The sequence below is a fragment of the Pseudomonadota bacterium genome, from assembly GCA_034189865.1.
Classification (GTDB): Bacteria; Pseudomonadota; Gammaproteobacteria; order UBA5335; family UBA5335; genus JAXHTV01.
This window is the reverse complement of the sequence record JAXHTV010000045.1, coordinates 1-14,310: the sequence shown is the minus strand read 5'-3', so window position 1 is coordinate 14,310 and position 14,310 is coordinate 1. Positions and strand designations below refer to the sequence as shown.

14 protein-coding genes are annotated in these 14,310 nt (G+C 58.2%); 3 read left to right on the top strand and 11 right to left on the bottom strand.

Annotated elements, in window-relative coordinates:
- From SVU69_13150 to SVU69_13130, 5 genes are all read right to left on the bottom strand, one after another.
- Nucleotides 1-762 (bottom strand): metal ABC transporter permease (locus SVU69_13150; protein MDY6943944.1); only part of this gene is annotated, 762 nt, incomplete at its 3' end.
- Complete coding sequence (locus SVU69_13145) at nucleotides 759-1,325, bottom strand: ATP-binding cassette domain-containing protein (protein MDY6943943.1); 567 nt, start codon at nucleotides 1,323-1,325, stop codon at nucleotides 759-761. The genes SVU69_13150 and SVU69_13145, both read right to left, overlap by 4 nt.
- A complete protein-coding gene (locus SVU69_13140; protein ID MDY6943942.1) occupies nucleotides 1,322-2,227 on the bottom strand; it encodes a zinc ABC transporter substrate-binding protein in 906 nt (301 codons plus the stop codon). Before SVU69_13140 ends, SVU69_13145 begins: the two co-directional genes overlap by 4 nt.
- Nucleotides 2,228-2,239: 12 nt before the next feature.
- Nucleotides 2,240-3,640 (bottom strand): porin, encoded by a 1,401-nt coding sequence (locus SVU69_13135; GenBank protein MDY6943941.1) that lies wholly within the window; start codon nucleotides 3,638-3,640, stop codon nucleotides 2,240-2,242.
- A gap of 107 nt (nucleotides 3,641-3,747) precedes the next feature.
- Nucleotides 3,748-4,041, bottom strand: a complete 294-nt coding sequence (locus tag SVU69_13130) for a hypothetical protein (protein MDY6943940.1) — start codon at nucleotides 4,039-4,041, stop codon at nucleotides 3,748-3,750.
- Between the two features lie 536 nt (nucleotides 4,042-4,577).
- Here SVU69_13130 and SVU69_13125 point away from each other — a divergent pair.
- The 3 genes from SVU69_13125 (at nucleotide 4,578) to SVU69_13115 (ending at nucleotide 7,593) form a co-directional block, all read left to right on the top strand.
- Entirely contained in the window at nucleotides 4,578-6,701 is a 2,124-nt protein-coding gene (locus tag SVU69_13125) for a catalase (protein ID MDY6943939.1), read from the top strand.
- Between the two features lie 299 nt (nucleotides 6,702-7,000).
- Complete coding sequence (locus SVU69_13120; GenBank protein ID MDY6943938.1) at nucleotides 7,001-7,159, top strand: YqaE/Pmp3 family membrane protein; 159 nt, start codon at nucleotides 7,001-7,003, stop codon at nucleotides 7,157-7,159.
- On the top strand, nucleotides 7,156-7,593 hold the full coding sequence (locus tag SVU69_13115; protein MDY6943937.1) for a DUF4112 domain-containing protein: 438 nt from the start codon (nucleotides 7,156-7,158) through the stop codon (nucleotides 7,591-7,593). The genes SVU69_13120 and SVU69_13115 overlap by 4 nt, the downstream gene beginning before the upstream one ends.
- Before the next feature lie 47 nt (nucleotides 7,594-7,640).
- Here SVU69_13115 and SVU69_13110 read toward each other — a convergent pair whose 3' ends face one another.
- From SVU69_13110 to SVU69_13085, 6 genes are all read right to left on the bottom strand, one after another.
- On the bottom strand, nucleotides 7,641-8,024 hold the full coding sequence (locus SVU69_13110) for an MAPEG family protein (GenBank protein MDY6943936.1): 384 nt from the start codon (nucleotides 8,022-8,024) through the stop codon (nucleotides 7,641-7,643).
- Nucleotides 8,025-8,398: 374 nt separating this feature from the next.
- On the bottom strand, nucleotides 8,399-9,247 hold the full coding sequence (locus tag SVU69_13105; protein MDY6943935.1) for an ABC transporter ATP-binding protein: 849 nt from the start codon (nucleotides 9,245-9,247) through the stop codon (nucleotides 8,399-8,401).
- A 24-nt stretch (nucleotides 9,248-9,271) separates the two neighbouring features.
- On the bottom strand, nucleotides 9,272-10,273 hold the full coding sequence (locus SVU69_13100) for an ABC transporter permease (GenBank protein MDY6943934.1): 1,002 nt from the start codon (nucleotides 10,271-10,273) through the stop codon (nucleotides 9,272-9,274).
- Nucleotides 10,274-10,285: 12 nt separating this feature from the next.
- Nucleotides 10,286-11,617, bottom strand: coding sequence for a CmpA/NrtA family ABC transporter substrate-binding protein (locus tag SVU69_13095; protein MDY6943933.1), 1,332 nt, complete (start codon nucleotides 11,615-11,617; stop codon nucleotides 10,286-10,288).
- 510 nt (nucleotides 11,618-12,127) lie between these two features.
- Nucleotides 12,128-12,568 carry a cytochrome c gene (locus SVU69_13090; GenBank protein ID MDY6943932.1) on the bottom strand — a complete coding sequence of 147 codons (441 nt, stop codon included), beginning with the start codon at nucleotides 12,566-12,568 and terminating at the stop codon, nucleotides 12,128-12,130.
- Nucleotides 12,569-12,804: 236 nt separating this feature from the next.
- Complete coding sequence (locus SVU69_13085) at nucleotides 12,805-14,211, bottom strand: integron integrase (protein MDY6943931.1); 1,407 nt, start codon at nucleotides 14,209-14,211, stop codon at nucleotides 12,805-12,807.
- Between the last annotated feature and the right edge of the window lie 99 nt (nucleotides 14,212-14,310).

The window sequence follows — 14,310 nt, the reverse complement described above, 5'->3', positions numbered from 1 at the left end:
CGCGGCCATAACCACCAGCACCATGACCAGGACGGGGCCGAAGGGTTGGTCCAGCATCAGGGCGATGATGAACGCGGCCAAATAGCCTGCTACGCCGGCCAGTACACTCAGGCGCAGGCAGGCATGCCAGTGGGATGCAAACCGGAAACCAATCCACGGCGGGATGAACACCAGGGCAAACGCCCCCATCAAGCCTACGGTACCCGTACCGAGGGCCATGGCCAGCGCCACCATCACGTCGAAACTCAGGTGCCAACGCCAGGCCGGCAGTTGATTGGCCGCTTCGTGGCCCGGAAACAAGCGGGCCCGCACCAAACGGGGTGCGATCCACGGCAATAGCAGGGCACTTAAGGCCAAAAATGCCAACGAACCGTACAAGTGCACGCGGCCCGCGAAATAGAGCTGGCCGTCGATGAGTGCATGGCCCACGGCGTCGCCCAAGGCGGTGTTGGCGGCCACCAGCAGGGTTACGGCCCAGCCGATCAACAGCATCAGGGCAAACACGGTGTTGCCGCGATGGCGCCCGAAGCTTTTGATACCCGCCCCGAGAACCGCGCCGATGATTCCGCCGAAAACCACCGGCACCCCGGCGGCGAGGCCAATCAATCCGCTGGCCCCGGCCAAATGGGCAAAGCCCAGTGCCGCCAGCCACTCGTCCCGCAGCCTTAGCAACACGCCCAGCAGCGGCAGAACCAGCGCCACGATCAGGCCCACCACAAACGGCACCCGAAACAACGGGTCCAACAACACCTCAAGGCTCACTGGCCCACCTCGAGTATTCGGTCGCAGGTTTGGCTTAGAAAATCCCGCTCATGGCTGATCAGCAAGATGGCGCGCTGCCCCCTTTGGGCCTGGATGATTTCGGTCAGGGCCATCTGGCCTTTTGGGTCCATGTTATTGGTGGGTTCGTCCAGCAGCACCAAATCGGCCTCGCCAGCCAAAATGGCCCACACCGCGAGCAACTGAAACTCCCCGCCGCTTAAGGCATCCACCCGCCGGTTCAGCCAAGTCTTCAGCCTGGGCGGCGGCGGCGTACCGGCGGCCGCATAGCGGAGGTAATCCCAACCGTTCAGGGGCATTTCGTCCAGGCGCACCGGCTGCTGGGTTTGCCAGCTCACACGCAGCCCAGGGGCCTTGATGAGCCGGCCGGAGAATATGCGTGCGTCGGTTTGGGCTATCGCGCGGAACAGCGTGGACTTGCCACAGCCGTTGCCCCCAAACAGGCCCACCACTTCCCCTTCGCTTAGCGAAAAGGACAAGGGGCCGACCACGGGTTTTTCGTAGCCGGCCACCAGCTCATGGACCTCTAACAGGGTTTTTCTCACGATCCCGCCTGGGTAATCGCCGCAACCCACTGGTCCAAATGCCCCAGGTAGGCTTCACCATCCGCTTTCAAAGGGGGCTCCAGCGGCAGTCTCTTTACAGACCAACCCAGCTCGCGGGCCACCATTTTGCTCGGACCCGCGGGCTGATACGTGGTCGCGAGAACCACCCCGGTTCGGCCTTTGAGCTCGCCGGTTAGGGTTCGAATTTCCATCGCCGTGGGGGGCACGCCTGGCGTGCTTTCGATGGTGCCCAGCAGCGGGACCTCGAGGCGATCCAAAAGATAAATCACGTCTTTGTGGTACGTCACCACACCCTCGTCGCCTTGAAGTTGCTGTTGCCAGGCGGCCACACGGCGCTCGGCACGTGCCTGGAAAGCCTTGGCCCGGGTGAGAAATGTCTCCGCAGCGGCAGGGTGCAACTCCGCCAAGCGCTCTGCCAGCGCCACCGCGACGCGTGCCATGCGTATGGGGTCCATGGAAATGTGGGGGTTACCCACCGGATGCACATCTCCCAGGCTTCGATCGGCCGGGCGGTTCTTTTCCAACAACTCCACTTGCGCCGCCGACTCGAAGTAGCCCGGTTTGCCCGGCAAAATTTTGGGGTTGGCCGACTGGCGGATCGCCACCGGTAGCCAACCCACCTCCAGATCCGCCCCGGTGGCCAAGAGCAAATCGGCCCCACGCAGAGCACGAATCATACTCGGTCTGGCCTGAATGGTGTGAAGATCCCGATCCGGCGGCGCCAGAATCGTCAACGCCGCGTGCTCCCCGGCGATTTCACGGACCAACATCCCCGTGCTGGAGCTGGTGGCCACCACATTCAGCGTGCCTTGGGCATAGCCGGGAATGGGCAAGCACGCCACAAGCACATAAAACACTGCGAGCAGTTTTACGATACGCATGGTCTTCGCCCCCTAGAATTTATGCGCACCGTGGGCGCCCAGGCTCACGATGTACTGCAAGTAGAGGTAGTCGAAGCTTTCGCTATCGCCGTCTTCTCCCGTGACCACATCCGCGGTGGCAGCCTGTAGCCGAAGCAGCGAGAACTCGCTGGGCCGATAGGTCAGGCCCACGGTCCAACGATCGGACGAGTCGAAGTTTTCCGCCCCGCCGGCACCGCTGACCTCGTTGGTGATGCCCAAAACATCGTATCGCAAGCCCAGTTGCCAGCGCGGCGCAATGCCGTACCAGCCTTGCAGGTAGGCGCCATCGGTTTCGAACTCCCGCTGGCCGCCCACCAGACTCGGGTTGGGGTCGAACGCGGTCACGTCCAGATCCTTATGGCTAAAGAGGTACTCACCTTGCACCACAAAATCCCCTGCACCATACGATGCGGGCGAATCATATTTGTAAACCGCATCGAAACCCCACAGGGTCTCGTCGCCCTCAAGGCCTGCTTCTTCCTCGTCAATTTCGCCAATCAGTTGGGATTGGCGGGCGTGGGCAACCGATAAGCCGAGCTGAAGCGCGTGGGAATAACCCAGATCCGGCGCGATTTTGACAAAGCCCGTAAACAAACGCGGCCCGTCGTCCTCGTCGGCGAGGCTCAGCTCTTCCCGTTCCTCTTCGTCTTCAACCAGGGCGCCGAATTGCGCCTGATCGCCCTGAAATGCTTCGATGCCGAACAGGGAATAGACCGGCCAATCGGGCAACCAGGTGAGCTGTATGCCGGTATCGGTCAAATTGCCGCCCAGCAGATTTTGGTAGGCCAGGTTTTGATCGACGAAATCCCATTCGTGCGGATGTTGACGATTCACGTAGCCGATATCGCTAAAGAACTTACCCGCCTTGATCTTAAAACCCGCCGGCAAAAAACGTGTTTCCAGAAACGCTTCTTCCAGTTCCACCTCGCCGCCTTCCTCGATAGCCAACGTGGCTTGGGCATCGAAGTAAGGGTCTACCGTGGCGCTCAGCCACAGCTCGGCCTCCCGCAGGTTGAAGCCGTTTTCCGCGCCCCCGTGCATGTGCCCACCGTCGTGGTCATCGTGGCCATGGCCTCGACCGGCAACAAAGGCCTCGGCCAGGGTTTCGGCGCCGTTGTTCTCGGCATTGTCGTGGTAATAATTGCCGTCGAGTATCAGCGACATTTGCGGATTAAACGCCGAGCCGGAACTGACAGTGCCCAAGGTCGAGCGGGACGCAGCCGCGCTGCGCTCAAGCTCGTTTGAGCTCTCAACAGGTGCTTGCTCGGCGGCTTCCAAACGCTGCTCCAGATCCTGGAGTCGCTGCTCGTAATCGACACGCAGCTGCTCGATTTCCTGTTTCAGTTGATCGGTTTGCGATGCTTCTTCTGCATGCGCGACAAAAGACAACATCAAAGCCATCCCACAGATGGCCCTGCACGTGAACGTATGCATGGTGAGTTCCCAAAAAATATCCATCGGTTGCGGCGGAGAAACTCGGCCGCGGCTCAAGGGTGATATCAGTTCGGGAAAGGGGGTCCGCGAGCGCGGATGGGGTTGGAATACGCACGGGGTGCGGGCGCGTTGGGTCGTTCCAACGGAACACAAGCGCCGGCATCGAAAAGCGGGGGTTGACTGTTTGCCGCATCGCCTTGCCCAAGACTGCCGGCAATGAGGCAGATATCGCACGCGATATGATCATCGGCCGCCAAGGCCCCTTCCACCTCGTGCGCCGAAACAGCCGCCTGCATCAAAACGAAACACGCCGCAATCAGCACTCGCCACAGGGGATGAAGGGGAACGCGGGGTTTCATCTAAAAGCGGGTCCTAATTTCAGCAGATGGCTGTTGGGCAGAACGGTTCGAGAACACGAAAATGCTACGTTATAACATCGTCACTTTGCAATCACGTGACACAACAAGGTCGCATTGCAGCAGGCCTTGCTCGGACTGCGGCCGATGACATCGCGCGCCCGATTAGACCGAAAGCTGAACTAACCAGTTAACGATGCCCTATTATTCGCTTTCCGGCCTCTATACCATTTCTCGCGGGAGGATAATCGAACAGCCGAACTAACCGCCCAGGTCATGCCCCCGCCATACACGCTCGTTGCTGCGAGCGTCACCCCCAGCGCAGACAATGCCGCACCTCCGGCTGACGTGCGCAAAACCCTCCGGCATCACGAATCGCTCAACTTATTGCTGTTCATGAATTTCGTGTGCCAAGCCACTGAGACGGGCCAGCAACCGATTATCGTGTAGAAACGATTCACATCTAAGCGATAGAAGCTCGGGAGCTCAACGTGTCACGATGATAATCGTACAGTCTGGTTGAACACGAGGAGGTTGCCATGAGCAAGCGTCAAAGCGGAAAGAACCCAACCCAGGAATCTACGCAACGCCGCCCCGCCACCTTCGGCGATCAAACCGTTGAGTTCGGGCCCGGCGGAGCCACCCACCAAACCGCGAGCGATAACCAACCCACATTAACCACCCAGCAGGGCGTCCCCATCGCGGACGATCAAAACACCCTCACCGTCGGTCGACGCGGACCGACACTGATCGAGGATTTTCACTTCCGCGAGAAGCTGTTTCATTTCGATCACGAACGTGTTCCCGAACGCGTGGTGCACGCTCGCGGCTACGGTGCCCACGGCTATTTCGAAAACTACGAATCGTTGGCCGACATCACAGCGGCCGACCTTTTTCAACGCCCGAAGGAGAAAACACCCGTCTTCGTTCGCTTTTCCACCGTTGCCGGCAACAAGGGCTCGGTGGATTTGGCGCGGGATGTGCGTGGTTTCGCGGTGAAGTTCTACACCAAAGAAGGCAATTGGGATCTGGTTGGCAACAACATCCCGGTGTTTTTCATCCAGGATGCGATCAAATTCCCCGACCTGATTCACGCCGCCAAGCAGGAGCCCGATCGCGGATTTCCGCAAGCCCAAACAGCCCATGACAACTTCTGGGATTTTGTCTCTCTCATCCCGGAGTCCATGCATATGCTCATGTGGACCATGTCGGATCGTGCGATACCCCGTTCATTCCGTTTCATGGAAGGTTTCGGCGTTCACACATTCCGATTGGTCACCGCCGAAGGAAAATCGCAGTTCGTTAAATTCCACTGGAAACCCAAGCAGGGTCTCCAATCCGTGGTATGGAACGAAGCGATGAAAATCAACGGCGCCGATCCGGACTTTCACCGCCGGGACTTGTGGAACGCCATCCAATCCGGCGACTACCCGGAATGGGAACTGGGCTTGCAAGTTTTCGACGAGGAACAAGCCGCCAAGTTTCCATTTGACGTTTTGGATGCCACCAAGCTGATTCCGGAAGAAGACGTGCCGGTGCGTATTGTCGGGCGCATGGTTTTGGATCGCTGCGTGGACAATTTCTTTGCCGAAACCGAGCAGGTCGCCTTTTGCACCCAAAACGTGGTGCCCGGAATCGATTTCACCAACGACCCGCTACTGCAAGGCCGCAATTTTTCTTACCTGGACACCCAATTGAAACGCTTGGGCAGCCCCAACTTCACCCACTTGCCCATCAACGCTCCCAAGTGTCCGATGCACCATTTTCAACAAGATGGACATATGGCTATGCACAATCCCACGGGACGGGTGAATTATGAGCCCAATTCCTGGGATGCCGACAGCGGGCCGCGCGAATCGCTCAAAGCCGGCTATGTGCACTATCCCGCGGAAGAGTCGGGCTGCAAGCTGCAAGTTCGGGCCGAACTGTTCGCCGATCATTACAGCCAAGCCCGGCAGTATTACATCAGCCAGACCGAGGTTGAACGCCAACACATTCGCGATGCGTTGATTTTTGAGTTGAGTAAAGTCAACACACCGAGAATTCGCTCCAGAATGGTGGCGCACCTGCTCAATATCGATGACGATCTGGCCAAAGGAGTTGCCGCCGGACTCGGTCTTGCCGAAATGCCCAAGCCCGCCGACGCCGCCCGGGAACCGATCACCGATTTACCACCCTCGCCGCCCTTGAGTATTCTAAAAAATGGCCCGGACAGCTTTGCCGGTCGAAAAGTGGGCGCCCTGGTTTCGGACGGCATCGATGCGAAAATCCTGAAAGCGCTTGAATCCGCGCTGGAGCGCGAAGGTGCCACACTCGCGTTGGTCGCACCGACCATCGGGGGAATCACAAGCAACGACGGCAAAGCCCACCCTGCCGATGAGCAGGTTGAAGGCGGACCTTCGGTGTTGTTCGATGCCGTCGCCGTGCTGCTGTCGGAGGATGGCGCGAAACAACTGGCAGCCCAGCCGCCCGCGCGTGATTTTGTCACCGATGCGCTGGCTCACCGCAAATTCATTGCCTATAACAAAGCCGCCAAAACGCTGTTCGAGGCCGCAGGGATTTCACAGCAAATGGATGATGGCTTCTTCCAAATCGATGATTCGAAAAACATCGAGCGGTTCATCGAAAGTTGCCGTAATCTGAGGTTTTGGGAACGCGAGTAACGCTCGCACCTTCCGGCGACCGAGGGGTCGTTAGCGGAGCCGGGAAATAAGCCTTCTCTCGGGCTCCGGTGGGAGGGCAATGAACCTATCCGCCAATGCGCGTCGGAACATCGAGGCCGGAATCAGGTCTATGGAGTGTCCCCATCAAGACGTGCTGCGGACCTTACCCGGAACGCTTCGGGCATTGCCTCAAAAAATCGCGCAGTTGCCATGGCGCGAAATGACCAACCATCCTTTGCTAAGTGCTTTTTCTACCCTCCAAGGAGTGTGCAATGAAACACATCGCCAGTGACGGAAAGATGGATGTATTACGAATACTGATTGCCATTTTGTTGCCACCGGTCGGAGTTTTCCTGCAGGTTGGCATCGGCCTGCATTTCTGGCTGAATATCTTACTCACTTTGCTGGGCTACATACCCGGCATCATCCACGCCGTTTGGATCATCGTGACACGATGAACACCTCCAAGGCCGCGGGCGACATGTCGTTTCGAGATACAAAAGCGAAAACCAACCGACGTCGAGCCGGACGGGAAGCCTCGGTGAGTGATTCGGCAGCAGCCGTTCCGGCTCACTTGGTTCGCCTGGCGAATTTGATGGACGGCCGTTACCGAATTCCGCTGACCGGATGGCGGATGGGATTGGACTCTATACTCGGTTTTATTCCGGGTGTCGGCGACTCCATCGGCGCCATCGTTTCGCTCTACATCGTCGGCCAAGCCTGGCGCGCCGGCGCCAGCAAAGGCACTGTCGGGCGGATGTTAGGCAACCTGGGGGCGGACTTCGCGATCGGCCTGGTGCCTGTGGTCGGCGACCTGTTCGATATCGGCTGGCGCGCCAATATGCGCAACGTCAAGCTCCTGGCCAAAGATCTGGAAAAAAAAGACAACTGACAAGCCAGCGCTGGCCGCCAACGCCAGCGCACACGGCTCACCTCCGATCAGACGAGGTATCGAAGTAGCAATAACACACCTGCCAGTTCCGCGAGGTATGTTACTGAAGCACCCACGCGACGCAGGTTGAACTGTGAAGCCAGCATACCCGCAGCGTGCAGAATGCGCGCCAGGGTAAACGCACCCACCAGAGCCGCCAACCATGTGTCTTGCGCCGCCAACAACGACAGCGCCAAGACAATCAAACCGAACATCGTCACGTGCTCCACGCCGTTGGCATGGGCACGAATCGCCCGCTTCAGCTCGACCCGCCCGCCGTCGCCGTTGGCGACCTTGAGCCGGATCCGCAAGGAAGAAACATTCAACGCCAAGGCGATGACCATCAGGGCATTGGCGGCAACAAAGACCGCAAACCAATAAAACGGGTCCATTCGCAACTCCTTCTGCAAGCGTCTGGTCCGCCACTCAGAACAATGCGGTTGCCACTCCTCCGTGAAGACCGCACCCAGACACGGGCCACGCTCAATACTGTAGCCTACGCCAAAATGCATCCGGAACCTGAAGCGCCTTGGGGGTGACTGGCTAGACGCCCGGCGTGAGCTGACCGGGGTTTGTAAGCGGTGACATATCGTTTCCCCGACAACGACTAACCCGGCGTGAGGCCGTGCTCCCGCGCGGGGAAAGTGAGCGGGCAAAAAGAGTAAGCCCCCGCGAGCACATGGCTCGGCGGGGGCTGATTGTTAGCGCGCCGCAGGCTCAGAACAAACGAACGCTGTAGACTCACACAACGCAAGTCCGAGACGCATCAGGCGTGCTTGCGTGTCACTTCATTCTCATCGGTCGATTTCTTGGGGGCCGTGGACAACGGTTGGATTTTCCGCTGTTTCTCGTAGAGGAACTTCAGCACCTGCTGGCGGCAGTGGTTGAACTGGACATCTTCGGCCAGCGCCAACCGGTCACGCGGCCGTTCCAGTTTCACGTCGAGGATTTCGCCAATGGTGGCGGATGGGCCGTTGGTCATCATGACGATCCGGTCGGACAACAGCACGGCTTCGTCCACATCGTGGGTAATCATAATGACTGTGGTACCGAGCTGGGCATGGATTTCCATGACCGAGTCCTGCAAATGGGCACGCGTGAGGGCATCCAAGGCACCGAAGGGTTCGTCCATGAGCAACACACGCGGCTGCATGGCCAAGGCCCGGGCAATGCCCACACGCTGTTTCATACCGCCGGAAATTTCGTCCGGCCGCTTGTGCATGGCGTGACCCATGTGGACCAAGTTCAGATTGTGTTCGACCCATTCGCGGATTTCCGCTCTGGTTTTCTGGCGTCTGAACACCTGCTTGACCGCCAGCTCCACGTTCTCGAAGGCCGTCAGCCAAGGCAACAATGAGTGGTTTTGAAACACCACCGCCCGTTCCGGGCCCGGTGCGTCCACCTCTTTTCCGTCGACGATGACACCGCCGGAGGTCGCCGTGAGCAATCCCGCGACGATATTCAATACGGTGGACTTACCGCACCCGGAGTGCCCGATAAGCGAGACGTATTCCCCCTCTTTGATTTTGAGGTTGACATCCCGCAGCGCCTCGAAGGAGCCGCGGGGCGTGTCGAACTTCATCCCGACTTGGGTTAGTTCAAGTAGTGTATTCATGTCGAATCTCAGATTGGTGGGGAATTAACGTTGGGCGGATTGCTTATCCCAAACCAGCCAACGCTGCAGACCCAACATGGTGCGGTCGAGCAAAAAGCCGATGATGCCAATGACAATCACGGCGGTCATGATACGCCCTAGGGATTGGGAGCTTCCGTTTTGAAACTCGTCCCAAACGAATTTCCCTAATCCGGGGTTTTGGGCGAGCATCTCGGCGGCGATCAACACCATCCAGGCAATCCCCAGCGAGAGGCGCAGACCGGTAAAGATCATGGGCAAGGCCGATGGCAACACGATCTTTCGAACGTGAGTCAACCACCCCAGGCGAAGCACCTTGGAGACGTTCACCAGATCCTGGCTGACGGTGCTGACACCCACCGCGGTGTTGATCAACGTCGGCCAGATACAACACAAAGACACGGTGATCATGGAAATAATGAACGACTTCGCCACCAGCGGATCGCTGGTGGTATAAAGCGCGCTGACGACAATGGTGACCAATGGCAGCCACGCCAATGGCGATACCGGTTTAAACACCTGAACCAGTGGATTGGCGGCGGAGTAAACCGCGGTACTCAACCCGATCACGATGCCCATGGGCACCGCGACCAACGAGGCAAGCACAAAGCCGCTCATAACCGTCAACAGACTGGTGTAGATTTGATCCAAAAACGTCGGCGAACCCGTGTAAGAACGCCGGACCGGCTCCCAGTCGGGCTGTTGTTCCAGCCTGGCTTGAATGCGCGTTTCCTGGCGTTCGTAGAACGCCAGCTCGCGCTCCCTTCCCGCCCGATGCTCCTGATACAGATTCTGTGCTTGCTCAACCACTTGCATCGGGCCGGGAAACTGGCCCAGTGAGGTATTGACCTGCTGGGCGGCGAAATGCCACACCAGCAGGAACAACACCATTCCCATCAGAGGTAGCCCAGCCTGGCGAACTATCGCCGAAAAACTGACTGCATCCCCGTTTCCGATCCATGGGAGTCGAATTTGCTGCAACCGATTCGGTAACGTGATCGCTGGCATTGCTACACCTCCTCAGAGTTTGTCCGAGGCCTTTAGTCCAATTGAAAACTTATCAAGGTATTCATTGGGCTTGCGACCATCATAGGTAATACCGTCGATGAACTCGGTTTGTGGCGCGCGGAAACCGTCTTCCGTTGCGAAATCCGGAAAATCGCCGGCTTTCAGCTTGCCTTCCGCGATCAGCGCCTTGGCCGCCTGGGCGTAGATGTCCGGCCGGTAGACCTTTTTCGCCACATCCATGTACCACTGGTCCGGCTTGGTGTCTTCGATCTGCCCCCAACGACGCATCTGGGTTAAGTACCAAATGGCATCGGAGTAATACGGGTAGGTGGCGAAATAGCGGAAGAACACATTGAAGTCCGGAACTTCCCGCTTGTCGCCCTTCTCGTACTCGAAGGTACCGGTCATGCTGTTGGCGATCACGTCGTAGTCCGCACCCACGTAGTTGGGACGGGAGAGGATTTTGACCGCTTCAGGGCGGTTGGCGTTGTTGTTCTCGTCCAACCAGTTTGCGGCGCGAATCATCGCTTTAACCACCCGGATATGGGTGTTGGGGTATTTGTCAGACCACCCCTTGGTCACGCCGAAGACTTTCTCCGGATTGTTTTTCCAAATTTCGTAGTCGGTGATGACCGGAACACCGATACCTTTAAATACCGCCTGTTGGTTCCAGGGCTCGCCCACGCAATAGCCATAGATGGTGCCCGCCTCCAGGGTGGCCGGCATTTGCGGTGGCGGGGTCACAGAAAGCAGCACGTCCGCTTGGAGTTGACCGCTGGTATCGCCCTTATGCGGCGCGTAGTAACCGGGGTGCAAACCGCCGGCGGCCAGCCAGTAACGAAGCTCGTAGTTGTGGGTGGAAACAGGGAAAACCATGCCCATGTTAAAGGGCTTACCTTCAGCCCGGTAGGCCTCTACCACCGGTTTGAGCGCATCGGCCTTAATGGGATGGACGGGTTTGCCACCTTCCATCGGCACATGCTTTTTCATTTCCTCCCACACGGCATTGGATACGGTAATGCCATTGCCGTTCAGGTCCATGCTAAAGGCGGTGATCACATGCGCTTCAGTGCCGAAACCGATCGTGGCCGCCAACGGCTGACCGGCCAGCATGTGGGCACCGTCCAACTGGCCGTCGATCACCCGGTCTAATAAAACCTTCCAGTTCGCTTGTGCTTCCAGCGTGACGTAGAGCCCTTCGTCTTCGAAGAAACCTTTTTCGTAGGCGACCGCCAAGGGGGCCATGTCCGTTAATTTAATAAAGCCGAATTTGAGTTCTTCCTTCTCCGGCCAGCCAATGTCTTCGGCATGGGCAGACACTGCCAGCACGCCCAACATGGCCATTCCAGCCCAGGCCAGATTATTGAAAAATCTGCCGAATGTTACTTTCATGCAGTCGCTCCATCGTGATTTGTTCTTGCCGATTGCTCGTTGCGAAAGCATCGCGTCACCAGTGGCTTCGCACGCACCGCATCCGCAACGCTCGGGTGTTGAAACCGAAACTTCCGGGTCTTCGGTCACCTCAAGCGCGTAAGCAAGCCATGTGCCAATATTGATCCGGTTTGGGATTTCAGTTGCTTACTATTGGCTACTCGTGAGGCTTTTGAACCGTCGCGCACACCTCGCCCCGTTGCGGGGCCGCATTGCACCCAATCAGGGCTTCATAAGAGTGCGACCGGGAAAATTGGGGTCGCCATCGGTGCAGACGGGGGAATCGGCAGTAAAAAGGAGCTCACAAACGTAACGCTGGTCGCGTTACCCTGATCGGAATCTCGTGTGGTCGCCCGCCTTGAAATAAAAAGGGCGTGATTAACACGCCCTTCCATAACCTACGCGGATACGCCGCATTGGGAATCAGTCTTCTCGATAGTCGTCGTGACAAGCCTTACAAGTATTGGCCGTCGCCATAAACTGCTTTTTGATCGCGTCCCAATCATTCCCCTGACTGATCTCCGCCAGGCTGGCAGATTCTTTCTGGAAATCGCTCAACTTCGATTGGAAGTCTTCCCAGTTCTCCCAGATTTCTTTCTTCGCATCACTGCCCTTTTTAAAGGAACCCTTTGGGAAACCTTCCTCGACCATTCCCGACATCGTATGCACCCACGATGCCTTTTGAGCAAACAGCTCCGCATCATAGGGCGTTTTGCCCTTAACCATGTCCGCCATGTGGGTAAAGTGCCAACCTGTGACGCCAAAAACGCCTTCGCGGTAATGCACGGGGTCGTCCGCGCCGTGAGCCCAAACCAACTGCCAGCCAGCCAGTATCCCCGCCGCGATGACGCCGATCCGTAACACATGGTGCATGTTGTACTCCTTATATAAGGAATGATTCAGTGGATGGGAAAACGAAGCCCCACACCGGGCCTTAGAGGCTTGTTTATACCACAGGGCTTAACTCCGATGTGACCGCACTCACATCACTCTCATGCGAGACCACGCGAGGCGCACCGGGTTCTCCGCCTGAAGCAACAAACGCAAAAACGGAACAATCGCGGCCACCTGACACACCGCAGGAATCCGGCAACGGTTTGCTACTCCTCAAAATCCGCCGGGCTAATCACCGGCGGCAAGCCCGGCCGGTTGAGTACATGGGTGTACACCATGGTGGTGGATACATCCGCATGGCCGAGCAGCTCCTGCACTGTGCGGATGTCGTAACCCGCCTCCAAAAGGTGCGTGGCGAAGGAATGCCGCAGGGCGTGGCAGTTCACCTGCTTGGGGATGCCCGTTTCGGTCGCGGCCTTTTTAATAGCCCGCTGCAGGGAGTTTTCGTGCAGGTGGTGGCGACGGGTCATGCCACTGCGCGGGTCGGTGGACAGACGCGACGAGGGGAACACGTATTGCCACGCCCATTCCGCCGCCGCATTGGGGTATTTCACGCCCAGCGCGTGGGGCAAATACACTCGGCCGAACCCGGCCTTCAGGTCGTCCATGTGGGTGGCCTGCACCCTTCCCAGGTGGCTTTTGAGCGAACCGGCATAGCGACGCGGCAACGGAACCACACGATCCTTGTTGCCTTTGCCGTCGCGCACGGTGATGGTGCCGTAGGCGAAGTCCACATCCTTCACCCGCAGGCGCACACATTCCATCAGGCGCATGCCGGTGCCGTACATCAGCCCCGCCATCAGCGCGTACACGCCGTCCATGGCGTTCAGCAACGCCTTCACCTCCGCCCGGCTCAACACCACCGGCAAGCGACGCGCCCGCTTCGCCCGCGCGAAGTCCATGTCCGGCAGCGGCCGTTCCAACACCTCCCGAAAGAAAAACACCAGCGAGGTCAGTGCCAGGTTCTGCGTACTGGGGCTGACATTGCGCCGCACGGCCAAATCGGAAAGGAACGCCTCCACTTCGGCCGTGCCGAGGGTCGCCGGGGTTGCATCCGGAAACCGGCGAAGAAAACGTTCCACCCAATGGCGATAAGTCTGCTCGGTGCGGATGGAATACTGCCGAACGCGGATCTCCTCCACCAACCGGTTCAACAGCGGTGAGAATACTTCGGCCGGCTTAGTGGCCCCTTCTGGCTCCCCCGCTGTTGGCCGGCTCCCCCGCCGTGCGACGGTTGGGTGATCGCTTGGCAACGCTTTGGCCGCATCACGCCAATACCCCCAATCAAAGGCCGAAGCCCAAGGCAAGCCGCCCACGTCCACCAGCAATATCTCCAGTGCCTGCACGCACTGGCGAAACTGCCAATCCCGAAGCAACGCGGCTCGCCCCGCATCTTCCAGGAACTTTGTCACGTCATCCGGCTCGGCCGCTTTCAGCCCCCGGCCATCCGCCTGCAGAACATCGATGAACGCCTGAGCATGCCGCACCAGCCATGGGCGGGCAGCCTCCGGTACGTTTCTGTCTAGCAATGCGTTGAAGTAGCGCTGCCACCCGGTCGGTAAGTTAGTATAGATGCCATTTGTTTGTTTTATTGAGGTTTTCGCGGTTTTCATAGCCGGGCAATACTAAGCGGCTAGATTGACTCTGTCTAGTCCTATATGATCTTCTTCAATCTAGTTAACTGTTAGCTGCCTAGGAGAGTAAGTGGATTT

Bases quoted from the DNA above. Each gene is read 5' to 3' on its own strand.
- SVU69_13125 (MDY6943939.1), top strand. From the start codon at position 4,578: ATGAGCAAGCGTCAAAGCGGAAAGAACCCAACCCAGGAATCTACGCAA.
- SVU69_13085 (MDY6943931.1), bottom strand. From the start codon at position 14,211: ATGAAAACCGCGAAAACCTCAATAAAACAAACAAATGGCATCTATACT.
- SVU69_13130 (MDY6943940.1), bottom strand. From the start codon at position 4,041: ATGAAACCCCGCGTTCCCCTTCATCCCCTGTGGCGAGTGCTGATTGCG.
- SVU69_13135 (MDY6943941.1), bottom strand. From the start codon at position 3,640: ATGTTGTCTTTTGTCGCGCATGCAGAAGAAGCATCGCAAACCGATCAA.
- SVU69_13120 (MDY6943938.1), top strand. From the start codon at position 7,001: ATGGATGTATTACGAATACTGATTGCCATTTTGTTGCCACCGGTCGGA.
- SVU69_13110 (MDY6943936.1), bottom strand. From the start codon at position 8,024: ATGGACCCGTTTTATTGGTTTGCGGTCTTTGTTGCCGCCAATGCCCTG.
- SVU69_13100 (MDY6943934.1), bottom strand. From the start codon at position 10,273: ATGCCAGCGATCACGTTACCGAATCGGTTGCAGCAAATTCGACTCCCA.
- SVU69_13105 (MDY6943935.1), bottom strand. From the start codon at position 9,247: ATGAATACACTACTTGAACTAACCCAAGTCGGGATGAAGTTCGACACG.
- SVU69_13115 (MDY6943937.1), top strand. From the start codon at position 7,156: ATGAACACCTCCAAGGCCGCGGGCGACATGTCGTTTCGAGATACAAAA.
- SVU69_13095 (MDY6943933.1), bottom strand. From the start codon at position 11,617: ATGGCCATGTTGGGCGTGCTGGCAGTGTCTGCCCATGCCGAAGACATT.
- SVU69_13140 (MDY6943942.1), bottom strand. From the start codon at position 2,227: ATGCGTATCGTAAAACTGCTCGCAGTGTTTTATGTGCTTGTGGCGTGC.